The sequence below is a fragment of the Rhodococcus sp. IEGM 1318 genome (assembly GCF_033142465.1).
GTDB lineage: Bacteria > Actinomycetota > Actinomycetes > Mycobacteriales > Mycobacteriaceae > Rhodococcus_F > Rhodococcus_F qingshengii_B.
The window spans coordinates 119,050-142,457 of record NZ_JAWLSC010000012.1 but is presented as its reverse complement, the minus strand read 5'-3'; the positions used below and the strand labels follow the sequence as shown (position 1 = coordinate 142,457).

Here is a 23,408-nt window from a genome sequence, read left to right as displayed (position 1 = left end):
TTGTATGACGAACACACATGAAAACGAAGAGTCCACCGCTCACGAGCAGTCCGAGTACGCGCAGGCCGAATACACGGCAGCGTCCGCATCGGACAACCCGTCGACCGGTGAGATGCAACTCGCAGATCGCGGCGCCCTGCGGCGCGTGGCCGGTCTGTCTACCGAGCTCGAGGACGTCACCGAAGTCGAGTACCGCCAGCTTCGACTCGAAAGAGTTGTCCTGGTCGGCGTCTGGACGCAGGGAACCGCCGAGCAGGCTCAGGCGAGCATGACCGAGTTGGCCGCACTTGCCGAGACGGCCGGCTCCGAGGTCCTCGAAGGACTGGTCCAGAGGCGCGACAAACCCGACGCTGCCACATACATCGGTTCCGGCAAGGCGCAGGAATTGCGCGAAGTCGTGTTGGCGACCGGTGCCGACACCGTCGTCTGCGACGGTGAACTGACGCCGGCGCAGCTCACGGCGCTGGAGAAGATCGTCAAGGTCAAGGTCATCGACCGTACGGCTTTGATTCTCGACATCTTTGCCCAACACGCCACCTCGCGTGAAGGCAAGGCTCAGGTCGCGTTTGCTCAGATGGAGTACATGCTCCCGCGTCTGCGTGGTTGGGGCGAGTCGATGTCTCGCCAGGCCGGTGGCCGCGCAGGAAGCAACGGCGGCGTGGGTCTTCGTGGTCCGGGTGAAACCAAGATCGAGACGGACCGTCGCCGTATCCGTGAGCGCATGGCAAAACTGCGCCGCGAGATCAAGGGCATGAAGGCCGCTCGCGACACCAAGCGCACACGTCGACTGCAGAGCGACATCCCGTCGATCGCCATCGTCGGATACACGAATGCGGGCAAGTCGAGTCTGCTCAACTCGCTCACCGGATCCGGTGTGCTCGTGGAGAACGCGTTGTTCGCCACGTTGGACCCGACAACCCGACGCGCTGCGCTCGACGACGGCCGCGAGTACGTACTCACCGATACGGTCGGTTTCGTGCGGCACCTTCCGACCCAGTTGGTCGAGGCATTCCGCTCGACTCTCGAGGAAGTGACCGACGCGGATCTGCTGCTCCACGTCGTCGACGGTTCGGATCCGTTGCCGACCGAGCAGATCAAGGCTGTACGGGAAGTGGTGACCGATGTTCTGCGCGAGACGGATTCGAAGGCTCCGCCGGAGTTGATCGTGGTCAACAAGATCGACGCGGCAGATCCGGTTACCTTGACGCAACTACGTGGTCTGCTGCCGGGTGCTGTGTTCGTCTCGGCGCGGACCGGCGAGGGAATCGCCGAACTGCGAGCACATCTCAGCGAGGTGCTGGTTCGGCCGGAGGTCGAGGTCGACGTGCTGGTGCCGTATACGCGCGGTGATCTGATGGCTCGAATCCACTCGGACGGAACGATTTTGGAATCGACTCACGAAGAGGCGGGAACGCGGGTGCACGCACGCGTGCCGCAGATGTTGGCCTCGGCTTTGGTGGAGTTCGCGCCTAGTGCGTAGTTTCGGCGCAGTGGTCTCGGCGCTTGCCGTGACCACTGCGACTGTGCTGCTTCCCGGAGCACTTGCACAGGCCTCGTCGTTCGAACCGAGCGAGTTCGCTCCACTCTGTACACCTACTGATCCTGCGCTCCAGGAGTTGTCGGGGATGGCCGTCGTCGACGATCGGATCTACGCGATGGGCGACAGCGGCAGTGACGACTACGTGTTCGAGATGGATCTGAACTGTGTTGTCCAGAAACAGATTCCGGTCCCGATCGACCCCTACGACGTCGAAGATCTTGCGGTCAGTGGTCGGACGCTCGTTCTGTCGGACACCGGCGACAACCTCCGAACCCGCGAAACAGTGGCGTTCATCACGATGGACCTCGATTCAGGCGCCGGTACGTTGCACCGCCTGACGTACCCGGACGGTGCGCACGACACCGAGTCGATTCTGCTCGACCCCGACGGCCATGTCTTTGTCGTGACCAAGGAATTGTTCGGCGAAAGCAGTGTCTACACACCGGTCGGGGATCAGAAATTGAGTGACTTGGCGCAGCCTGGCCCGACACCGCTCGAGCACGTCGGAGCCGTGTCCCTCGGACCGGAGAAGCCTGTGTCGGTGATGTTCACCGGGGGAGCGGTCTCATCGGACGGTTCGGCGATCGCACTTCGCAGTTACTCCGATCTGTACCTGTACCAGGTCGTGGACGGCGGAATCGGCGCGACGCTCACCGGTACCGAACCCCTGCGGATCCCGCTCCCGGCGGAGCCTCAGGGTGAGGCGGTGGCATTCAACAAAGCGGGCGATGTTCTGATCGGATCGGAATCTGCCGGTGGAGCGTTGCCGCCGGTGCACGTGATGCGCGCGCTCGTGGACGCGACGGAAGCGACGGCTGACTCGTCTGGCGATTCGGTCGGCGTCGGGGTCGATCCGTGGACATTCGTGTGGGCTGGACTGGTCGCGGCAGGATGTGCGCTCGGCGCCGTGGCGTTCGCGAGATCTCGACGACGCCGCTGATTCCCAAATATTCCACGAATTCGCAGACCGCCGGTAGATGTGGATACTGGAACGAATGCACGGGCATCAACTCCTGACGCGGCTCTCGCGTATGTCACTCGAGCACGGACACATCACCGCAGCGCTGCTCGTGGGTTCCGTCATCGTCGGCGTGGGCACGCTGCTTCTGCTTCGTTGGTTGTCGCGTCGGGCGGTGCTATTCGCGCTGGGTCTGTCAGTGGTTGGATCCGCCATCGGCGCGATGTTCGTGTGGCTCAGCTTTCGGCCGTTGCCCGCGCAGTTACCGGCGTCGAGTTTTGTGTGGATAGCGCTGGCGATATTCGGAGTCGTCGGCGCCGCGCTCGTTCTCCTTCGGCGCCCAGGGCTTGCGCGTGGCCTTTCGCTGACGGCATTCGCCGGGCTGGCAGCGATCGTCGCAGTGGGTCAGGTCAATGCCCAGACCGGCACCTATCCCACACTCGGCTCACTGGTCGGGCACTGGCCGGTCGGCTCAGTCGAGAATGTTGCCTTCGATTCGCTCCCCGGGGCCGAACCTTGGGTGCAACGGGGACTACCCACCGAAACTCATTGGCAGGTTCCGGTGCGGATGCCGAGCAACGGTGTCGTGACGGAAGCGGCGATTCCGGGAAACATTTCGGGATTCGACGCGAGGCCTGCGACGCTGTATCTCCCGCCGGCCTATCTTGCCGATCCGCGTGCCGAGTTGCCCGTCCTGGTGTTGGTGGCGGGTGAGCCCGGGAGCCCCAGCGACTGGCTGGACAGTGGCCGGCTCGCGAGCACCGTCGACGCCTATGCGTCGAGGCATTCCGGGCTTGCTCCCGTGGTGGTCGTCCCCGACGCATTGGGGGACTACGACGCCAACCCCGGCTGCATGGATTCTGCGCTCGGCAACGTCGCGACCTATCTGGACCAGGACGTCCCGAACTGGATCGAATCGAACCTTCAAGTGAATCCGGACGCAGCTCAATGGGCCATCGGCGGGTTTTCCTACGGTGGAACCTGTGCGATCGAGATGGCCGTGAACTTCCCCGACCGATACCCGTCGTTCCTGGACTTCTCCGGCCAGGACGAGCCGTCGACCGGTGATCACGAGGACACCGTGGCTGCGATGTTCAATGGCGACGAAGACGCGTTCGACGCGGTCAATGCCCGCGACCTGATGGCGCAGAATCGGTATCCGCAGCTGTCGGGTGTGTTCGTCGCGGGTGAGGACGACGACATCTACCGCCCGCAGCAGGAGATCATGTTCGAGGCTGCGCGTGCCGCCGACATGAACGTGGACTACTACACACTTCCCGGTGGGCACTCGGGTGATGTGTGGGGCACTGCGCTGGAACTCGAAATGGACTGGCTGGGCCGGACACTCGCACTGACTCGATGAGAGCGTCCGGCCCGGTACACAGCACCGGCGGAAATCGGGTCAAGCGTCCAGATCAGCGGCTACCAATTCGGCGACCTTGGCGAGCGCGTCGGCGTCGTCGGATTCGATCGTGACCTCGGTGTCCTTGGCGGCTCCGAGCGTCATGATCATCAGTGCCGAACCTGCATCCACGGGTTCGCCGTCGGCAACTGCGAGGGTGACCGTGGCGCCGGAGGCTCCGACTGCTTCGGCGATGAGGGCGGCGGGACGGGCGTGGAGGCCGACTGCGGAACCGACGGCAACTGTCTTGCTGGGCATGGAATCTCCTCGTTGTAGAGCTGTCGTTGCGGACGTTGTGGGGTGGTCGGGCAGATCTGGTGACTTCGATGGTGACTGCAGTGTTGCCTGCTGTCGATCATGCCGCAGCGGGCACGATTTCGGGGTCGAGTTCGGCATCGGAGGGCCCCTTGCGGAAGAACTCCTTGGCTCCGACGACAGCGAGCGCAGCTACCACGGTTCCCGCGGCGAGCGAGACGAGGAACCAGCCGATGCCGCCGACTGCGAAGAAGACGAAGATCCCGCCGTGTGGGGCGCTGAGAGTGACGTCGAAAGCCATGATCAGTGCGCCGGTGACGGCGCCGCCCGCCATCATCGAGGGGATCACGCGGAGCGGGTCGGCAGCGGCGAACGGAATGGCGCCCTCGGAGATGAATGCCGAACCGAGCAACCAGGCAGCCTTTCCGTTCTCGCGTTCGGCTTCGCTGAAGAGCTTGGGACGCAGGACCGTCGAGGCAAGTGCCATGGCGAGCGGCGGAACCATACCGGCGGCCATGACTGCCGCCATGATGCGCAAGGTGGCCGGGTCGTTGACGTTGAGTCCTGCTACCGCGAAGGCGTAAGCCGCCTTGTTGACCGGTCCGCCGAGGTCGAAGCACATCATGAGGCCGAGAATGATGCCGAGGAAGATGGCCGAGCTGCCGGACAGTCCGTTGAGCCAGTCGGTGAGACCGGAGGTGATCGCTGCGAGCGGACGGCCGAGGACGATGAACATCAGTGCTCCGACGACCAGTGTGGCGAACAGCGGGATGATCACCACCGGCATCAGTCCTCGCAGCCACTGCGGGACGGCGATCCGGCCGATGTAGAGCGCGACGACACCGGCGATGAGACCGCCGACCAGGCCGCCGATGAAACCGGCACCGACGAACACGGCGACCGCGCCGGCGGTGAAGCCGGGAGCGATGCCAGGCCGGTCTGCGATGGCGAAGGCGATGTAGCCGGCCAAAGCGGGCACCAGGAAGCTGAACGCCAACGAACCGATCTGGAACAGCACTGCGCCGAGATAGGTGGCCAGACCACCGTCGGGAAGGTTGGTGATCGAGTTGTTGAGAACGATGTCCTTGGCAGGACCGGAGATCTCGTATCCACCGAGCAGGAAGCCGAGTGCGATCAGCAGACCGCCGGCCGCGACGAACGGGATCATGTAGCTGACGCCGGTCAGGAGGACCTGACGAAGGTGGGTGCCGAATCCTACGGAACCGGCATCGGAATCCGTGGCCGCGGCGGCGGTGCCGTCAACGGTGGCGGCGGCGGGATTCTCGGAGGCGCGCAACGCTTCTGCGAGCATCTTGTCCGGCTCGTTGATTGCGCGCTTCACACCGGAAGCGACGACGGGCTTACCGGCGAATCGTTCGCGGCCCTTCACTCCGACGTCGGTGGCGAAGATGACCGCGGCGGCTCCGGCGATGACCGACGGAGCCAGCGGGGTGCTTCCGCTGGAGCCCTGCGTTTCGACGTGAACCTTGACGCCGGCTCGCTCACCCGCGGCGACGAGTGAGTCCGCAGCCATGTAGGTGTGCGCGATTCCGGTCGGGCAGGCGGTGACCGCGACGATGTGACGCTCCGCGGGCGCTGGTGCCGGGGTCTCGTCGGTGGCGTGTTTCCTGGTGGAAACAGGTGCAGGGGGTGTCACTGCCGCGGCCTTCGGTGAGGGATTGAGGACCTCGTCGACCAAGCGCACGATCTCGTCCGGCGTCGACGCTTCACGAAGTGAGGTGACGAACGCGGGCCTGACGAGTGCTCGGGCCAAGGAGGAGAGCAACTTCATGTGCTCGGATCCGGCGCCTTCGGGTGCCGCGATCAGGAACACGAGATCGGCGGGGCCGTCGGGTGCACCGAAGTCGACTTTCGGATCGAGTCGAGCAAACCCAAGGGAGGCGGACGAGACGGCCTCGGCGCGGCAGTGGGGAATCGCGATTCCGCCGGGCAGCCCGGTCGCGGACTGCGCTTCGCGAGCGAGTGCTGCATCGACCAGTCCCGCTGCGTCGCTCGCCCGACCCGCAGCAGTCAATCGCGCTGCGAGAGAACGAATGACATCTTCCTTGGTTGTACCCAAGTCGGTGTCGAGTGAGATCAGTTCGGGACTGATGATCTCCGGGCCGGAACTGCCGGCTGCGGTGGTATCGGACATGTCAGGTTCCTTAGGGCGTCAGGCGAGTTCGGTGGGGACGGGGATGGGCGAGGAGGCATCTGCTGCAGATACCGAAACCGCTGCGAGATCGATCTGTTCGGGCGTGGGAAGGGTTGTGCCGGGAAGGGAGGCAGCGGCGCTTCCGTAGGCGACCGCGTGTCGTAGTCGCTCGGATTCCGAGCTGCCTCCTGCTTCGGCGAGGATGTAGCCGGCCAGCGACGAATCGCCTGCGCCGACGGTACTGACTGCGACAATCGGGGGAGCGGTGGCGATCCACGCGCCGTCGGCCGTGACGAGGACCGCACCGGCAGCGCCGAGCGTCGCGAGCACACCGCCGACGCCGCGATCGACCAATCGCTGTGCCGCCGTGATTGCAGGCCCGGGATCACCGTTCTCTGCAGCACGTTCGAGGACGTGGCCGTCGACGCCGGTCAGTTGCGCGAGTTCCTCGCCGTTGGGTTTGAGCAGGTCGGGTGCCGAGTCGGGGAAGCCTTCGGCGAGTGCGGTCAGCGGGGCGTCCGAGGTGTCGACCGCTACCTTGCACGGGTGATCGCGCAGCGCCGCGACAAGTTCGCCGTACCACCCGAGGGGAACGCCGGGGGGCAGCGATCCGGAGAGCGCGAACCACAGCGCGGTATCGGCGCGGGCGATCAATTCCTGCGCCAAGGCGTCGAGCGTCGAACCGGACAGTGTTGCGCCGGGCTCGTTGATCTTCGTCGTGGTCCCGTCCGGTTCCGCGATGGTGATGTTGGTGCGAGCCAGACCCGTTGTGGCGACGCCGATGTGGGGAATCCCACCGGTGGCGAGCGCCGAGAGTAAGGGGTCGCTGCCGTTCCCCGGTAGGACCGCAAGGACGTCGAGGTCGGCTGCGGCGAGAACACGCGCAACGTTGACCCCTTTGCCGCCTGGGTCGCTGCGAGTGGAGCGGGCGCGCAGGACGGAACCTCGTTCGAGCCGTTGCTCGAGCTGCACGGTCCGATCGATACTCGGGTTGGCTGTCAGTGTGACGATCATGCGATCACCACCTCGATTCCGTGGTCGTGGAACTCGGATGTGTCTGTGGGACTGATCTCTTCGTCGGTGATGAGGACGTCGATGCTGTCGAGTGGGGCGAAGCTGATCAAGTGCTCACGGCCAACTTTGGTGGAATCCGCTACCACGACAACGTGATTGGCGGCTTTGACCATCGCTCGTTTGACCGCGGCCTCCTCGCTGTCTGGCGTGGAGAGTCCGTGCCCGACGCTGATCGCGTTGGTTCCGATGAAGGCGACGTCGACCCGCAACGTGCTCAGCAGGCGTAGGGCGTCCTCGCCGACCGCGGCTTGGGTCACCCCGCGTACTCGTCCACCGAGCAGGATCAGGGAAATCGAGTTCATCGATGCCAGTCGTGCGCCGATCGGGACGGAATTGGTGATGGCTGTGAAGTCATTCTCGGTCGGTAGTTCGGGGATCATGCGGCCTGTGGTCGTGCCCGCGTCGAAGATCACGCTGCCGCCGGTGGGAGGGAGATAGGTGACCGCGCAGCGGGCGATCCGGTCCTTCTGTTGCGCCCGGGTCTGATCGCGTTCCGCCATGCCCGGTTCGGTCACGTGGAGGGATCCGGTCGGAACGGCGCCGCCGTGTACACGCCTGATCTGTCCGATCCGCTCGAGGAAGGCCAGATCGCGACGCACGGTCTCGGTAGTCACACCGAAGGTCTCCGACAGAGCCGCCACGGACATGCGTCCGCGCTGCGACACCATGGTGCCGATCGCTTGTTGGCGTTCTTCCGCGTACACGTGCTCTCCGATTCCGAAGTGTGATCCGACGGTGCGTTGTGGATCACAGTGAATGTTGCTTTATGTTGTTTTACGCCCGAGTGTGTTGACATGTCAAGACTTGGGAGTAATCTTCGTCACAACGAAGGTGCGGGCTTTACGCGCTCGAGGTGATCCGGTGTGACACCGGGCCCATCGCTCAAGGAGGACTGATGACCGAACAGCTCAACCGAATCACCGTGCACGGCACCCCCGTGGTGCCTGGAATCGCCTACGGCCCGGCGATCTGGCCGTCCAGCCGACCAGAACTCGTCACCGATGCGCCGGCACTCGACGAGGCCGATCGAGAGGCCGCCGCAGACGCTTTCGTCGCAGCGGCGAAGGCTGTCGAGAACCGCCTTCTCGGACGGGCCGCCGAAGCTACCGGCGCGGCCGCCGAGGTCTTGCAGGCGAACGCGGCGATGGCAGCTGATCGTGGCTGGATCGGGGCGGCCAAGAAGTCGATCGCCGGCGGAGTGCCCCCGGTGCAGGCTGCGATCGCGGCGACGGAGCAGTTCGTGGTGCTGTTCACCAAGGTCGGCGGGTTGATGGCCGAGCGCGTCACCGATCTCGAGGACATCCGCGACCGCGTGATCGCCGAACTCTCCGGATTGCCCGAACCTGGAGTTCCGATGCCCGAGACACCATCGGTGCTGTGCGCGGACGATCTTGCTCCTGCAGACACTGCGGGCCTCGATGCAACCAAGATCATCGGACTCGTGACCATCTACGGCGGCCCGACCAGCCACACGGCAATCATCGCGCGGCAGTTGGGCATCCCGTGCATCGTGGCCGCGAAGGAATTGGAATCCGTCTCGGCAGGAACACTGATTCTGATCGACGGAACCACCGGCGACGTGATCGCGGAGCCGGATCCCGAGCGGGCGCGCGAACTGGTCGAACAATCTCGGATCGATCGCGAACGCGTCAGCACCTGGACCGGACCGGGCCAGACGTCGGACGGCCGGCCGGTCGACGTCCTCGTCAATGTTCAAGACGGTGCCGGCGCCCGGGCTGCGGCGTCGACTGCTGCAGGCGGCATCGGGCTCTTTCGGACCGAACTCTGCTTCCTCGGGCGTGAGACCGAACCGACCGTAGACGAGCAGGCAGCGATCTACGCCGAGGTTCTCGAGGCCTTCGCGGGACAGAAGGTCATTATTCGCACGTTGGACGCGGGTTCGGACAAGCCGCTCAAATTCGCCAACCATCAAGAAGAAGCGAATCCGGCACTCGGGGTTCGTGGCGTTCGAATCGCCTGGCAGGACATGGGGATTCTCGACCGCCAGCTCGACGCGATCGCCGCAGCGGCGGCGTCGACCAACTCGTCGCCGTGGGTCATGGCGCCGATGATCGCTACTCCGGCCGAGGCGAAACGCTTTGCCGATGCAGTGCGGGCACGCGATCTCGTTCCCGGTGTGATGGTGGAGATCCCGGCGGCGGCGTTGCTGGCCGACCAGATTCTCGAACACGTCGAATTCCTCTCGATCGGTACCAACGACCTTGCTCAGTACACGATGGCCGCTGATCGGATGTCCTCCGAACTCGCCGACCTGACCGATCCATGGCAGCCCGCGGTACTTGCCTTGGTTGCACGTACGGCCCAGGCCGGCCAGGCGGCAGGTAAGCGCGTCGGGGTCTGCGGTGAGGCGGCCGCCGATCCGCTGTTGGCCTGCGTACTTGCCGGTCTCGGCGTTTCCTCGCTGTCGTGCGCTGCGGCGTCGGTTGCCGGCGTCGGAGCGAAGGTCGGGTCCGTCACCATGGCGCAATGTGAGGCGGCTGCGGCGGCGGTGCTGGCAACCGGTGATCCGGTGGCAGCGCGTAAAGCGGCGGCTGACGCACTCAGCTGACGTGGTTTCGTCGGTCTAGGTCGGCGACCGAGCGCCTGACCTCTAGTATTTCGACCTGTGATCGAACGAGAAACAATGACCGGGGCCGGCGGAATCGGCTGGACTGTCCACGGAGACGGCAAGCGGATCGCCGACGGCGCGGTCGTGGCGCCGGACGAACGACTGAGTTGGCCGCGCACCATCGGGATCGGGATGCAACACGTCATCGCGATGTTCGGAGCGACACTGCTCGTACCGACCATCACAGGCTTCCCCGTCACGACGACGCTGTTGTTCTCGGGTATCGGCACTGCGCTGTTCCTGCTCATCACCCGCGGCCGGATCCCCAGTTACCTCGGGTCGTCCTTCGCGTTCATCGCCCCGCTGACAGCGTCGGCAGGATCGGGCCCGGCGGCTCAGCTCGGTGCCGTCATGGCCGTCGGCATCGTGTTGATGCTGATCGGCGTCGCCGTACGTTTGATCGGCGGACGGGTCATCGACGCCGTGATGCCGCCGGTGGTGACGGGCGCCGTCGTGGCGCTGATCGGCCTCAATCTCGCTCCGACTGCGGCCGGCTCCTTCGAATCGCAGCCGCTGATCGCCACGGTGACGCTCGTCGCGATCCTGCTCGTCACCGTCGTGGGACCCGGTCTGCTGGGCCGGTTGGGCATTCTGGTCGGAGTGGTGATCGGCTGGGTCTTCGCCGCTGTCATCGGTGGTCTCGACAGTGAACGAGTGTCGGCCCTGCGCGAAGCGGACTGGTTCGGGTTGCCGAGTCTGCACGGACCGTCCTTCGACTGGTCGGTGATCGTGCTCGCCCTTCCCGTGGTGATAGTTCTGGTTGCCGAAAACGTCGGGCACGTCAAGGCGGTGTCCGCCATGACGGGGAAGTCGCTCGACGATCTGGCCGGCAACGCACTGTTTGCAGACGGCCTCGCCACTACCCTGGCAGGTGCCGGTGGCGGATCCGGAACCACCACGTATGCCGAGAACATCGGAGTCATGGCAGCGACGCGTGTGTACTCGACCGCTGCGTACTGGGTCGCCGCCGCCACGGCGGTGATCCTCGCGTTCTCGCCCAAGTTCGGTGCGCTGGTGTTCACGGTTCCGAACGGCGTCATCGGCGGCGCGACGATGGTTCTCTACGGCCTCATCGGCATTCTCGGTGTCCGTATCTGGATGGAGGCGAAGGTCGACTTCACCGATCCGGTCAACCTGACGGTCGCCGCGGCTGCGCTGGTCGCCGGCATCGGGAACTTGACGTTGACCATCGGTTCGGTCGAGCTGGGCGGAATCGCCTGGGGCTCGATCGGCATCCTTGTCGCCTACCCGATCATGCGATATCTCGCTAAATTCCGTACTTCGAGTAACAGATAACCGCTACAGTCACGAATCGTGATCGTTCGGGTCATCGACGGGTATCGCAACAGGTTCTACCGTCGGAGGCAGTGACGTGGGCCCGCGTACTTCGGCGTGCCCAGTCTCAGCGAATACACCCCAGTGGGTACGTCCCCAGCGGGCACAACACTGAAGTGCCGTTTATCGAATTGCAAGGAGTCGGCGTGGAGCGCACCCTGTTCGAACCGGAACATGAACTCTTCCGGGAGTCGTACCAGAAGTTCTTGGCACAGCACGTGGCACCCAACCACGAGAAGTGGGAAGAACAGAACATCGTCGATCGTGGCGTCTGGGTCGAGGCCGGAAAGCAGGGCTTCCTGGGAACCGCGGTACCCGAGGAATTCGGCGGCGGCGGCGTCAAGGACTTCCGCTACAACGCGATCATCACCGAGGAAACCACCAAGGGCGGCTTCAGTGGTATCGGCTTCACACTGCACAACGACGTGGTGGCGCCCTACCTCCTCGAGCTGACCAATGACGAGCAGAAGCAGCGTTGGCTGCCCGGATTCGCGTCGGGCGAGCTGATCTCCGCGATCGCGATGACCGAACCGGGTACCGGTAGCGACCTGCAGGGCATCAAGACCAAAGCGGTTCGCGACGGGGACCACTGGGTTCTCAACGGCTCGAAGACCTTCATCACCAACGGCATCAACGCCGACATCATCATCGTCGTCGCCTGTACCGACCCGGACAAGGGAGCGCAGGGCTTCAGCCTGCTCGTCGTCGAGCGGGACATGCCGGGCTTCGAGCGTGGACGCAACCTCGACAAGATCGGCATGAAGGCTCAGGACACCGCCGAACTCAGCTTCACCGACGTACGCGTTCCCGCTGCCAACCTGCTGGGCGAAGAGGGAATGGGCTTCTTCTACTTGATGAAGAACCTTCCCCAGGAACGACTCTCGATCGCCGTCGTTGCCGCCGCCGCGATGGAATCAGTTCTTGAAAGCACGATCCAGTACTGCCGCGACCGCAAGGCATTCGGCAAGTCGATCGGCAGCTTCCAGAACACCCGATTCGTACTGGCCGAATTGGCAACGGAGACCACGGCAGTGCGCATCCTGGTGGACAAGTTCATCGAGCAGCTCAATGCGGAGAAGCTGACCGTGCAGGAAGCTGCGATGGCGAAGTGGTGGACCACCGAAGCTCAGGTCAAGCTCATCGACCGCTGCCTCCAGCTGCACGGAGGCTACGGCTACATGAAGGAATACCCGGTTGCCAAGGCGTACATGGACTCTCGTGTGCAGACCATCTACGGTGGCACCACCGAGATCATGAAGGAGATCATCGGACGGTCGCTGAATCTCTGATTCGGATGATGCACCGCTGACCTCTGTGAAGCGCTGATCGACGAAAAGACTGTGGGCCCCGGCATCAGCCGGGGCCCACAGTCTTGTGTTCGTGTGGTGCGAGCGAACTCAGATCTTCCGCATGACGGTGACAACCTTGCCCAGGATGACCGCGTTGTTACCGGGAATCGGTTCGAAGAGTTCGTTGTGCGGCATCAGCCACACCTCCTTCTTCGTGCGCTTGAAGGTCTTGACGGTGGCTTCACCGTCGATCATGGCGGCCACGATGTCACCGTTCTCCGCGACGTTCTGCTGGCGGACGACAACCCAGTCGCCATCGCAGATAGCTGCGTCGATCATCGACTCGCCGACAACCTTGAGCATGAAAAGCGAACCCTGGCCGACGAGTTCGCGAGGGAGTGGAAACACGTCCTCCACCGCTTCCTCGGCGAGGATCGGTCCGCCGGCCGCGATGCGGCCCAGGATGGGGACGAACGCCGGCTCGGGTAGCGGGTCGGCGCTGTTGTACTCGCCGGAATGCTTCGACACCGATGCAATGGCGGTATCGGCAGCAACCTCGTCGAGACCCCGAACATCGACGGCACGAGGGCGATTGGGATCACGCCGAAGGAAGCCCTTGCGCTCCAACGTCCGCAGTTGATGTGCGACCGACGAGGTGGAGGTGAGCCCCACTGCATCACCGATCTCGCGAATGCTGGGCGGGTAACCGCGCTCGGTCACGGAATCGCGGATCACTTCGAGAACGCGCCGCTGACGCTCGGTGAGGGTCTCGCTCGACGGAGACGGAACTGCAGAAGCTCCTGCCTCCGCGGCACTGCTGGAGCGATCGTCCTTCATGGCCTGTTGCCTCCGTGTCTAGAGAAAGTGCGTGTCTGAAGAAAGTGCGTGTCTGAAGAAAGTGCATGTCTGAAAAAGCGTTTGGCGTAAATCGTGTGGTGCATATCGCGCGGAAACGTGTCGGTGCCCCCTGCCAACATTCGAGCTGTCGACAAACACGGAGGCTTTCGCAATTCCCGCTGTGTGGTCTGACACGAATCTAGCCGGATTTGCTCGCGTTTTCAAACATCTGTTCGATTCGTGTCGTTCGAAGTAGAGACATTGTCGGCCAAGCGTGGTAGAAATTCGAACATGCGTTCCATCGAACGCATGATCGAACACATCGATCGGTGTCGACCAGCGGAGGTCACGATGGGTAACGCAGCAGTTAAAGGCAACAGGGTTTTCGACGATGGGATCGGGTTCGACGGCACGTCGGCGTTGAAGTATCACCCGTCGTTCTACGGACCCGATGCTGAAGACGTGTCTTTCGAAAGGCGCGGCACGGCCGAAATGCGGGGCGTGCCCAGCTATGTCGAAGACGAACCGCAGGTGGCCGTTGTTCGTCGTTTCCCCGTCGCAGGCGGAACGTCAGGTTCGCGTTCGCTGCGTGAATCTCCTCGCCGGTGGGACGGCGAGCATGATTCGTCACGCCCCTACGGAGGCAGTTTCGCGCACCGAAACAGGGTCGGTGTCTCGCGGGTCGAACACGAAGTGCAGGCAGAGGACGTCAGCTGGAAGACAGTGTTCCTGGGCGCCGTGTTCACCGCGATGGCCGTTTTGGCGCTGGTCGGGATCGGCACTTTGTCCAGTGGTGATGTTGCTGCGACAAACGGAGCGACCGATGTGGTTCGCGTTGCTGCGGGTGAATCCCTCAGCGATATCGCCGCCAAGGTTGCGCCTGGCCAGGCTGTCGGCTCCGTTATCGAGCAGATCATGGATCTCAACGCGATGTCGAGTTCCGGGCTGGCCGTGGGGCAGACGTTGATCGTTCCGGCTTCAGGTCGCTGACCGTACCCGTAGCAGGCGGGGGCGTACCGAGCGTGAATGCAGTCCGTTCACAGCGAGTAAGCTGTCCAGTTGACAGTCCCACCACCTCGGGTGGTCGCGTTGAGTACGTGGATCTGCTCTGTAAATCGTCGGAGGATTTGCAGTCGGTAGCGAATCTGAGTTGCGGCCATTTCGGCGACAACGAAGGAACCCCGATGCATTGCCCGTTCTGCCGGCACCCTGATTCCCGAGTGGTCGATTCGCGCGAGGCCGACGAGGGCCAGGCGATCAGGCGGCGCCGTTCGTGCCCCGAGTGTGGACGTCGATTCACCACGGTCGAGACGGCAGTTCTTTCGGTCGTGAAGCGTAGCGGCGTGACGGAGCCGTTCAGTCGGGAAAAGGTTGTCAAAGGTGTGCGTCGCGCATGCCAGGGTCGCCAAGTGGACAACGATTCGCTGAATTTGCTGGCGCAGCAGGTGGAAGACGCCGTGCGTGCTTCGGGTTCTGCCGAAATCCCCAGCAACGAGGTAGGCCTCGCGATTCTCGATCCGCTTCGAAATCTCGACGAGGTTGCCTACCTACGATTCGCATCGGTGTACAAATCCTTCAGCTCTGCCGCGGATTTCGAACGTGAAATCACGGACATGCGCGAGCATGCCGAAACCCGTGCCGCCGACAAGGCTCCCGGGGCCGAGACCGTTTCCGTCGATTGAGGTCTTCGCCTTAGATAACGCTGAGAGCACAAAGCGGCATTAGGTAACGCTGAGAACACAAAGCGAACAAACGAACAAATCGGGCATGTTATTCGCTTAGTGTCTACCGGGTACGTTCGTCCGCATCTCGGATCTTCACGGAGGCGTTATGAACTTAGTTGCAGTCCTCGGAGTCGTGAACAGCCTGGTAACCCTCGGGTTCGCCAATACTGTTGCCACCTTTGGTGGTTTCCTCACCAACGTCAACATTCAGACAATCTACTGATCGCGCAATCTCACCGAACGCGCTGAGCATCAACGCTTGATCGCTTCGATAGCTTTCAGGACTCGCTTTTCGGAAATCGGGGTGGGTGTACCGAGGGACTGCGCAAACAGGCTCACGCGCAGTTCCTCGATCATCCAGCTGATCGCGTCGACATCTCGAGCAGTCCGACGCTCTTCGGGCAGCGAACCCAACAACCGGTCGTACGCTGCGTACACCCGGTCGAGGACATCCATTGCCTGCTGATCTCGTTGTGAGCTTGCAGGCAGAGCTTCGAGACGGAATTTCGATGCGGCAAGATATCGCGGCAAATCGCGTAGGCGTGCTGAGCCCAACTCGGCGACGAATCCCGGAAACAGCAGTGAGGTCAACTGTTCTCGGACGTCGTCGGCTGCCTCGCCGCGGGAGCGGTCGAGGACGACGCTCAGTTGGTGTGCTTGTTCGAGGATCGGGACAATCATTCGCAGGATCGCGGAAACGCGTCCGGCCAGTTCGGAGCGTGCGATCTTCACCAGGGCTTCGAACGCCTCAGGTGTGCGTACTGGTCCACCGTGGGCTGCAATCACTTCGTTGGCAGCTGCCACTCGGCAATCTTCGACGAGGGCCTCCAAGCCGCCGTCTGGATTCTGGCCGAGCGCCAGACGCTGAGTATTCGACAAGCCGGCGGTCACTGCCTTGAGTTGGGTGGGCACGGCCGCCAGAAGGAGCGCTCGTGTTCCTTCCCTCATCGCCTGCGCCTGCGCAGCCGGCGTGCTCAGGACTCGGACGGCTACTCCGCCGTTTTCCGGCACCAGCGCTGGGTAGCCCGTCACCTGCTGTCCACCGATGGAACGAGTGATGGTCGGCTCCAATGCGCCGAGTGTCTCGGACGTCCAGACTGCAGCGGGTGCCCGTTCGGTTCCGGTGGCCGCCTTGGCCACTTCCTTCTGCACCCGCGGGGCGAGCGTGCGTCGTAGCTGCGCCAGATCCTTGCCCTTCGCGAGGACCTTGCCTGATTCGTCCTCGACGACAAACGTCATCCGGAGGTGATCGGGCAGCGCGGCCGGATCGAAGTCCCTGGCGTCGATCTGTATCCCGCCCAAATGCGAGAGTTCCCGGGCCATTGCAGTCATCAACGGCTCGGATCGAGGTTTGACTGCTGCCAACGCTGCAGCGGCGTAGTCGGGTGCCGGCACGACGGCGCGTCGAATGTTCTTGGGCAACGTCTTGATCAGAGCAGTAACCAGATCGACTCGCATACCGGGGACCAACCAGTCGAAGCCGACCGGCTGAAGCTGCGCGAGCAGGCCGACCGGGATGTGTGCGCTGACGCCGTCGTCGTCCTTGCCCGGCTCGAATTGGTACGTCAGCGGGAACTGCATGTCGCCCTGGCGCCAAGCGTCCGGGTACTCCCCACCCAGTACGGCAGCTGCGTCGGAGTTGACCACGGTTTCCGGCGTGAAGGTCAGCAGACTCGGATTCTTGCGCCGCTCAGACTTCCACCACTGGTCGAAATGCTTGGCGGATACGGCTTCCTGGCCGATGCGTTCGTCGTAGAACTCGTAGAGAGTCTCGTCGTCGACGAGGATGTCGCGGCGGCGCGCACGGTTCTCGAGCTCTTCGACGTTGTCGAGGAGTGCGCGGTTCTCATGGAAGAACTTGTGGTTCGTCTGCCACTCGCCCTGCACGAGCGCATGGCGGATGAAGAGATCGCGTGAGGCCTCGGGATCGATTCGCGAGTACGTCACCGCACGTCCGGTCACCAGCGGAACACCGTAGAGAGTGACTCGCTCGTATGCCATCGCCGAGCCGCGTTTGGAGGACCAGTGTGGTTCGGAATAGGTGCGTTTCACCAGGTGCGGGGCCAGCTTTTCGGCCCACTCCGGTTCGATACGCGCGGACATGCGTGCCCACAGCCTCGACGTTTCCACGAGTTCAGCGGCCATGACCCAGCGAGGTGGCTTCTTGAACAATCCGGATCCGGGGAAGATCGCGAAGTGGCTGCCCCTGGCGCCGAGATAATCCCGCTTCTCGCCTTCGCGTAACCCGATGTGCGAGAGCAATCCGGCGAGCAGTGACTGATGGATTGCGTTCTCGCTTGCGGGTGTGTCGCCCACGCTCCAGCCGAGACCGCGGGTGATCTGCCGGAGCTGCCCGTGCAGATCCTGCCATTCGCGGATGCGGAGCCAGTGCAGGAACTCGTTCCGGCACATCTTGCGAAACTGGTTGGAGGACAGATCGTTACGTTGTTCGCGTAAGTAGTCCCACAGTTTCAGGTAGGCCAGGAAGTCGGAGTTCTCGACATTGAACCGGGCATGCTTCTCGTCAGCTGCTTGCTGGAACTCGGCGGGCCGCTCGCGAACGTCCTGGATGGACAATGCCGCGACGATGACGAGGGTTTCGTGAAGACACCCGTTGTTCTTGGCTTCCACCAGCATTCGTGCCATCCGCGGATCCACCGGGATCTGGGCCAATTCGCGGCCGACCGGAGTCAGTTCGGGGTGACTTGCCTCGGAACCTCGCGCGATGGCGCCGAGTTCTTCGAGGAGTCCGATTCCGTCCTTGACGGCGCGCTGGTCCGGCGGCTCGACGAAGGGGAAGGCGGCGATGTCGCCCAGACCGAGGGCCGTCATCTGCAAGATGACGGATGCGAGATTGGTCCGCAGGATCTCCGGCTCGGTGAACGCCGGCCGTGACTCGAAGTCCTCCTCGGAGTACAGGCGGATGCAGATACCTTCGGCGACGCGGCCGCAACGCCCGGAACGCTGACGAGCTGACGCCTGCGAAATGGGCTCGATCGGCAATCGTTGAACCTTGGTGCGCACCGAGTATCGCGAAATGCGTGCGGTTCCCGGATCGACGACGTACCGAATGCCGGGAACGGTCAACGAGGTCTCGGCCACGTTGGTGGCAAGGACGACGCGTCGGCCGGTGTGCGGCGAGAACACTTTGTGTTGCTCGGCGGCAGACAGACGGGCGTACAGCGGGACGATTTCGGTGTTGCGAAGACGCCGGTCACGCAAAGCGTCTGCGGTGTCGCGAATTTCGCGTTCGCCGGAGAGGAAGACCAAGATGTCGCCTTCGCCCTCCGCGCTCAGCTCGTCGACCGCTTCGCAGACCGCGTCGACGGGATCGCGGTCGAAGGTGATGTCGCCGGATTCGACGGTCAGTGGCCGGTAACGCATCTCGACGGGGAAGGTTCGCCCGGATACCTCGACGATCGGCGCAGGCTTACCGTCGACGGCGAAGTGCTTGGCGAAGCGTTCGGGATCGATGGTCGCCGACGTGATGATGACTTTGAGATCGGGTCGGCGGGGGAGCAGCTGAGCCAGGTAGCCGAGGATGAAGTCGATGTTGAGGCTGCGTTCGTGCGCTTCGTCGATGATCAGCGTGTCGTAGCGTCGGAGCATACGGTCGCGCTGAATTTCGGCGAGGAGAATGCCGTCGGTCATGAGCTTGACGTAGGTGCGATCCGAGACCTGGTCGGTGAACCGCACGGTGTATCCGACGGCGTCGCCGAGTTCGGTGTCGAGTTCTTCGGCGATACGTTCGGCAACGGTGCGTGCTGCCAACCGGCGAGGCTGTGTATGTCCGATCAGGCCTCGGACGCCGCGTCCGAGTTCGAGACAGATCTTGGGGATCTGAGTTGTCTTACCGGAGCCGGTCTCGCCGGCGACGATGACAACTTGATTCTCCGAGATCGCGGTGGCGATATCGTCTTTGCGCTGACTGACGGGCAGTGCTTCGGGGTACGAGATCGCGGGGACGTTCGCGGCGCGGGTAGCCAATCGAGTGCGTGCGGCGTCTATTTCTTCGGCCAGCGCCACCAGAGCGTCTGGCGTGCGGGCACGGTCGAGTTTGCGACGGAGTCGACTCTCGTCGCGGAGTGAGACCTGCGCCAGCGCGCTCTTCAGGTCACTCCGCTTGGGGGAGAGCGGGGCCGGTGGTGTTGTAGACATGCTGATGACAGCCTATCGAACGCATTGACAACTACCGCTCGCAGATCGTAGTGATGTGCAAATATCGTCGAGTGACGACAAATACCGCAAACGAGTCATCGGTGCCTGTCGCGTCGACACCTGTTGCCGTGCGAGTACTTCGATTGTTGTTCGCGCTCTACGGACTCACTGCGTTGTTGTGGATCCCGATTCGCAACGCCGACGGATTCTCGTTGTCGAACTATCTGAGCTACTTCACCATCGAGAGCAATATCCTCGCGGTGTTCGTGTTGCTGGTGGGCGCACTTCGTGATCCGCAAGCGCGGACATGGCAGTCGATTCGTGGCGCGGTGACGCTGTACATGGTGATCACCGGGATCATCTACGCCGTCCTACTCGCGAACATCGACGTCAACTTGAACGACGCGTGGATCAACTCGGCGCTGCACCGCATTCTTCCGCTGGTGATGCTCCTCGACTGGGTGTTCTTCGCTTCGCGGCACAGGATCTCCGAAATTCGCTCGCTGCAGTGGCTGCTGTTTCCGGTGATCTACGCGGTGTACACGTTGATTCGAGGTCCGATCGTCGACTGGTATCCGTACCCGTTCATGGATCCGCGCCACCAGGGCTACCTGGCCCTGTTCATCGGATTTGTCGTGCTGGGCATCGCGATGGCCCTGATGGCGTTGGCAGTCAATGCCGTCGGACGGTTGGGCGCCGGGCTACGCGGCCGGAACGCCCCGCAGTCCTAGCCCGTTTCCGGTGGAGATCACCTGATCGAGTCGGTCGATGTTCGGGTGCTTGCCCGGGTTCGCTCGCGCGTCCTCGGTGTGTTCGGCGAAGATCGTCAGTCCTGCTGTCGCGGCTTCGGGTGTCAGTGCGCCGTAGGCCGCAGCGAGATGGTTGTACACCTTGACCGAGCCGGACTTTCCGGGCTTGTTCTCCACGGTGTCGATGACGTTTCCGTCGGCGTCGAGTACCTCGATGGCGGCCAGATGATCGATGGCGGGCAGTGCTGCAAGATTGTCGGCAAAAGTCATGGTCGACAGATTACGTGTGCGCCCGGAAAGCCGGTGCCGAGCGAGCGCCGTCGTGCGCGGATTTCTGGTGTCGATATAGTCGCAGCACATCGTTTGCACACCAGCATCGTTTGTATTCGAAGGGGACAATGATGGCTTCGGCATTGTGGCACGGGTTCGCGGACATGGGTGCTGTGGAGAAGAACGGCGCGTTTGTCGTCTCTCGCGGTGAGGGCGCGTACATCTGGGACCGTGAGGGCACGCGGTATCTGGATGCGACGGCGGGCCTGTGGTTCACCAATGTCGGGCACGGGCGCACCGAGATCGCGGATGCGGTGGCGGCTCAGTTGTCGAAGATTGCTCATTTCTCCAACTTCGGTGATTTTGTTCCCGAGACCACGCAGGTGTTGGCCGAGCGTCTGGCGGCCATCGCGCCGGTTGCCGGGAGCAAGATCTTCTTCACCTCAGGTGGTTCGGATTCGGTGGACACCGCGGCGAAGCTGGCTCGCCGGTACTGGCACGAGGTGGGGCAGCCGGAGAAGACGATCATCGTCGGACGCCAGAAGGCGTATCACGGGATGCATGTTGCGGGAACGGCTTTGGCTGGTATTCCGGTGAACCGTGAGGGTTACGGCGAGCTGATGGCGGATGCGGCGACGGTTGGTTGGGATGATGCGAAGAGCCTGCTCGAGTTGATCGAGCGGATCGGTGCGAACAAGATCGCGGCGTTTTTCGCGGAGCCGATCATCGGTGCGGGTGGGGTGTATCTTCCGCCGGAGGGGTATCTGGCCGAGGTGCGTGACATCTGCCGTGAGCACGACATCCTGTTTGTGGTCGACGAGGTCGTGACGGGTTTCGGTCGGATCGGTGGTGAGTGGTTCGCGTCTACTCGTTTCGATTTGCAGCCTGACATGATGACCACGGCAAAGGGTTTGACGTCGGGTTATGTTCCGATGGGTGCGGTGTTCATTGCGCCGCGGGTGGCGGAGCCGTTCTATGCCGGTTCGTGGTGGCGCCATGGGTACACCTACGGCGGGCATGCTGGTGCTGCGGCGGCGGCGATGGCGAACCTCGACATTGTCGAGCGTGAGAATTTGCTCGTGGAGTCGAAGCGTTTGGAGGCGTCGTTGCATACGCATTTGCAGCCGTTGGTGGAGCATCCGCGGGTGGCGGAGGTTCGTAGTGGGCTCGGTGCGGTCGCGGCGGTGCAGTTGGCTGATCCGGCGGAGGCGTTGCCGTTTGTGAAGACGTTGCGTGAGCACGGTATTTCGGGTCGTGCTGCGGGTCAGGGTGCGATGCAGATTTCGCCGACGTTTGTCATGACCGATGATCAGGTCGCGGAGATGGCCGCGGGGATCCTCGCAGCCCTCGGATGAGTTCAGTTGCGGCGCCGGAAGAGTTTCTCGATTCGGCGCCGCACTGCGTTGGGTGCAGGTTCGAGTTCCAGAACCTCTTGCTCCGACTGCTTGGCGTAGGCCTGGGTGTACCGCTCGTGCAATACCGAGCGAATCTCGTCCGGAGAGTAGGCCCGACGCTGGCGTTCGCCGCGCGCAACGAGGACCCCGGTGGCGGCAATGCCCATGGCACCAGCGAGGCCGACCAGTTTCCAAACGTGCGAGGCCAGCAGAGGAGTAGGGAGTTTCATCCCTCTACGCTAGAGGCATGGACCGACGATTGCTTTCGCAGGTGAGTCTCGACGAGGCCGCCGCGGCGACCCGTACGGGTGACATCTGGATCTTCCGCGGAGAGTCGACCGCCGACCGGGCCATCCAGACGCTGACCAACAGCCCGGTCAATCACGTGGGAATGTCGGTGGTGATCGACGACCTGCCGCCGCTGATGTGGCATGCGGAACTCGGTCACTCGCTGCAGGACATGTGGACTGGACGCTTCCAGCGTGGTGTCCAACTGCACGATCTGAGGTCGGCGGTTCAGGTGTGGGGCGCCAAGTACGGGCAGCGCGGATGGTTGCGCCAGCTCGACCACGAGATCACCCGTGAGCAGGAAGACGCTCTGCTCAAGACGATCGCGCGACTGGACGGCACGCCGTTCCCGTCGACGGCCAAGCTTGCCTCACGCTGGTTCGGAGGCCGGATCCCGAAGCTGCGCAGGAAGTCCGACGTGTCCGCAGTGGCCGTCGAGAGCGCCTACTGCGCCGAAGTGGTTGCCAAAACCTATGAGGCGATGGGTCTGCTTGTCGGTAATCGTCGGATCAACTGGTTCGATCCGGGCAAGTTCTGGAGCGGCGATCAACTGCCGCTTGCACCCGGAGTTGCCCTCGGCGAAGAGATCTCGGTGTCGCTCAGCGCACGCGATCTCGAAGCCGGACGTAATCCGGCCGGGTACTCACAGGGTTCGTGACGGCTCCGCAACTACGCGGCCGCCGACTTCGAGCCACCCTTCGGGGGAGAAGGTGGTGTGAAGCACCGATCCGCGTCCCTGGGTGATGAGCAATGATTTCCTCAGTCGGTCCGTGATGCGCAGAGCTGCCGATCCGGTTGCCTCGTCCTCGGCGATCCCCATCACCGGTGCGAACATGCGTGCGCGGATCGCAGCTTCGAGCTTGTCCTGCCATGCCCACAGATACGAATGATCCGCCTCGTAGTCGGAAGGATCGGCGTCGATGACATCGTCGACCGTGTCCATCGGGTAGATCGCGAATTCCGGTGCCCATTCGGCACGCGCGCGTACCCACGTGAGAGCCCCGGATTGGCGGACGTCGACCCTGCCGGCTGGAACGTCGAGGGAGGTGACGCGGCGGCCCTGCTCGCTCAGCCACCATGTCGCACCGACGGTGGGGTGCCCGGCGAAGGGGAGTTCTGCTGCCGGAGTGAAGATCTGAGCCCGGGCACGCGAGGCGCCGTCTTCCGGAACGTCGATGAAAATGGTCTCGCTGTAGTCGAGTTCCTTCGCGACGGCCTGTCGATCCGATTCTGCAACCGTGGATGCGTCGACGATTCCCAGCGGATTCCCGTGCTTGCCGTTCTCGTCCGTGAAGACCCGGACCACACTCACCTCGATACCCATCGGTCCACCCTAGCGCGCGAAAAGCCC

20 protein-coding genes are annotated in these 23,408 nt (G+C 63.2%); 11 read left to right on the top strand and 9 right to left on the bottom strand.

Translation table 11 applies throughout. The annotated features are described in order from the left end of the window. Window positions 1-4 precede the first annotated feature (4 nt). From hflX to R4P65_RS25380, 3 genes are read left to right on the top strand one after another with little or no spacing between them, the layout of a single operon-like run. On the top strand, window positions 5-1,480 hold the full coding sequence (gene hflX, locus R4P65_RS25390; RefSeq protein WP_230817149.1) for a GTPase HflX: 1,476 nt from the start codon (window positions 5-7) through the stop codon (window positions 1,478-1,480). Continuing rightward, on the top strand, window positions 1,473-2,480 hold the full coding sequence (locus R4P65_RS25385; protein WP_317828574.1) for a hypothetical protein: 1,008 nt from the start codon (window positions 1,473-1,475) through the stop codon (window positions 2,478-2,480). The genes hflX and R4P65_RS25385 overlap by 8 nt, the downstream gene beginning before the upstream one ends. 55 nt (window positions 2,481-2,535) lie before the next feature. Next, window positions 2,536-3,861, top strand: coding sequence for an alpha/beta hydrolase-fold protein (locus R4P65_RS25380; protein WP_317828573.1), 1,326 nt, complete (start codon window positions 2,536-2,538; stop codon window positions 3,859-3,861). Window positions 3,862-3,900: 39 nt separating this feature from the next. On the opposite strand, the gene R4P65_RS25375 is transcribed toward R4P65_RS25380, so the two are convergent. The 4 genes from R4P65_RS25375 to R4P65_RS25360 all read right to left on the bottom strand — a co-directional run bounded on the left by R4P65_RS25375 (window position 3,901) and on the right by R4P65_RS25360 (window position 8,088). After that, window positions 3,901-4,158: an HPr family phosphocarrier protein gene (locus R4P65_RS25375; protein ID WP_003942144.1), complete on the bottom strand. Its 258-nt coding sequence runs from the start codon at window positions 4,156-4,158 to the stop codon at window positions 3,901-3,903. Between the two features lie 97 nt (window positions 4,159-4,255). Then, entirely contained in the window at window positions 4,256-6,310 is a 2,055-nt protein-coding gene (locus tag R4P65_RS25370; RefSeq protein WP_317828572.1) for a fructose-specific PTS transporter subunit EIIC, read from the bottom strand. Between the two features lie 18 nt (window positions 6,311-6,328). Further along, window positions 6,329-7,324, bottom strand: coding sequence for a 1-phosphofructokinase family hexose kinase (locus tag R4P65_RS25365; protein ID WP_317828571.1), 996 nt, complete (start codon window positions 7,322-7,324; stop codon window positions 6,329-6,331). After that, window positions 7,321-8,088 (bottom strand): DeoR/GlpR family DNA-binding transcription regulator, encoded by a 768-nt coding sequence (locus R4P65_RS25360; protein WP_317828570.1) that lies wholly within the window; start codon window positions 8,086-8,088, stop codon window positions 7,321-7,323. Before R4P65_RS25360 ends, R4P65_RS25365 begins: the two co-directional genes overlap by 4 nt. Before the next feature lie 191 nt (window positions 8,089-8,279). Here R4P65_RS25360 and R4P65_RS25355 point away from each other — a divergent pair, with 191 nt between their 5' ends. From R4P65_RS25355 to R4P65_RS25345, 3 genes are all read left to right on the top strand, one after another. Next, a complete protein-coding gene (locus R4P65_RS25355) occupies window positions 8,280-9,953 on the top strand; it encodes a putative PEP-binding protein (protein WP_317828569.1) in 1,674 nt (557 codons plus the stop codon). A gap of 75 nt (window positions 9,954-10,028) precedes the next feature. Continuing rightward, a complete protein-coding gene (locus R4P65_RS25350; protein ID WP_166809794.1) occupies window positions 10,029-11,309 on the top strand; it encodes a uracil-xanthine permease family protein in 1,281 nt (426 codons plus the stop codon). Window positions 11,310-11,494: 185 nt separating this feature from the next. After that, window positions 11,495-12,637: an acyl-CoA dehydrogenase family protein gene (locus R4P65_RS25345; protein ID WP_317828568.1), complete on the top strand. Its 1,143-nt coding sequence runs from the start codon at window positions 11,495-11,497 to the stop codon at window positions 12,635-12,637. 108 nt (window positions 12,638-12,745) lie between these two features. On the opposite strand, the gene lexA is transcribed toward R4P65_RS25345, so the two are convergent. Then, entirely contained in the window at window positions 12,746-13,474 is a 729-nt protein-coding gene (gene lexA / locus R4P65_RS25340) for a transcriptional repressor LexA (RefSeq protein ID WP_230817157.1), read from the bottom strand. Window positions 13,475-13,765: 291 nt separating this feature from the next. Here lexA and R4P65_RS25335 point away from each other — a divergent pair, with 291 nt between their 5' ends. Beyond that, window positions 13,766-14,464: a LysM peptidoglycan-binding domain-containing protein gene (locus R4P65_RS25335; protein ID WP_317828567.1), complete on the top strand. Its 699-nt coding sequence runs from the start codon at window positions 13,766-13,768 to the stop codon at window positions 14,462-14,464. A gap of 194 nt (window positions 14,465-14,658) precedes the next feature. Further along, window positions 14,659-15,156 carry a transcriptional regulator NrdR gene (nrdR, locus tag R4P65_RS25330; protein ID WP_283303956.1) on the top strand — a complete coding sequence of 166 codons (498 nt, stop codon included), beginning with the start codon at window positions 14,659-14,661 and terminating at the stop codon, window positions 15,154-15,156. Window positions 15,157-15,450: 294 nt separating this feature from the next. Here the strand turns inward: nrdR and hrpA are convergent, their stop codons facing one another. Continuing rightward, window positions 15,451-19,356: an ATP-dependent RNA helicase HrpA gene (gene hrpA, locus R4P65_RS25325; protein WP_317828566.1), complete on the bottom strand. Its 3,906-nt coding sequence runs from the start codon at window positions 19,354-19,356 to the stop codon at window positions 15,451-15,453. Between the two features lie 101 nt (window positions 19,357-19,457). On the opposite strand from hrpA, the gene R4P65_RS25320 reads away from it, so the two are divergent. Beyond that, window positions 19,458-20,087: a Pr6Pr family membrane protein gene (locus R4P65_RS25320; RefSeq protein WP_230817167.1), complete on the top strand. Its 630-nt coding sequence runs from the start codon at window positions 19,458-19,460 to the stop codon at window positions 20,085-20,087. On the opposite strand, the gene R4P65_RS25315 is transcribed toward R4P65_RS25320, so the two are convergent. Further along, window positions 20,058-20,375 carry a DUF2322 family protein gene (locus R4P65_RS25315; protein WP_230817161.1) on the bottom strand — a complete coding sequence of 106 codons (318 nt, stop codon included), beginning with the start codon at window positions 20,373-20,375 and terminating at the stop codon, window positions 20,058-20,060. The genes R4P65_RS25320 and R4P65_RS25315 overlap by 30 nt on opposite strands. Window positions 20,376-20,506: 131 nt before the next feature. Here R4P65_RS25315 and R4P65_RS25310 point away from each other — a divergent pair, with 131 nt between their 5' ends. Continuing rightward, the gene (locus R4P65_RS25310) at window positions 20,507-21,730 is read left to right on the top strand and encodes an aspartate aminotransferase family protein (protein ID WP_317828565.1); all 1,224 of its coding nucleotides are present in this window, start codon (window positions 20,507-20,509) and stop codon (window positions 21,728-21,730) included. 2 nt (window positions 21,731-21,732) lie between these two features. Here R4P65_RS25310 and R4P65_RS25305 read toward each other — a convergent pair whose 3' ends face one another. Beyond that, window positions 21,733-21,999, bottom strand: coding sequence for a hypothetical protein (locus R4P65_RS25305; protein ID WP_230817168.1), 267 nt, complete (start codon window positions 21,997-21,999; stop codon window positions 21,733-21,735). Between the two features lie 17 nt (window positions 22,000-22,016). On the opposite strand from R4P65_RS25305, the gene R4P65_RS25300 reads away from it, so the two are divergent. Further along, entirely contained in the window at window positions 22,017-22,715 is a 699-nt protein-coding gene (locus tag R4P65_RS25300) for a hypothetical protein (protein ID WP_230817169.1), read from the top strand. On the opposite strand, the gene R4P65_RS25295 is transcribed toward R4P65_RS25300, so the two are convergent. Next, a complete protein-coding gene (locus R4P65_RS25295; RefSeq protein WP_317828564.1) occupies window positions 22,701-23,381 on the bottom strand; it encodes a PhzF family phenazine biosynthesis protein in 681 nt (226 codons plus the stop codon). The two genes, R4P65_RS25300 and R4P65_RS25295, sit on opposite strands and share 15 nt — an antisense overlap. Between the last annotated feature and the right edge of the window lie 27 nt (window positions 23,382-23,408).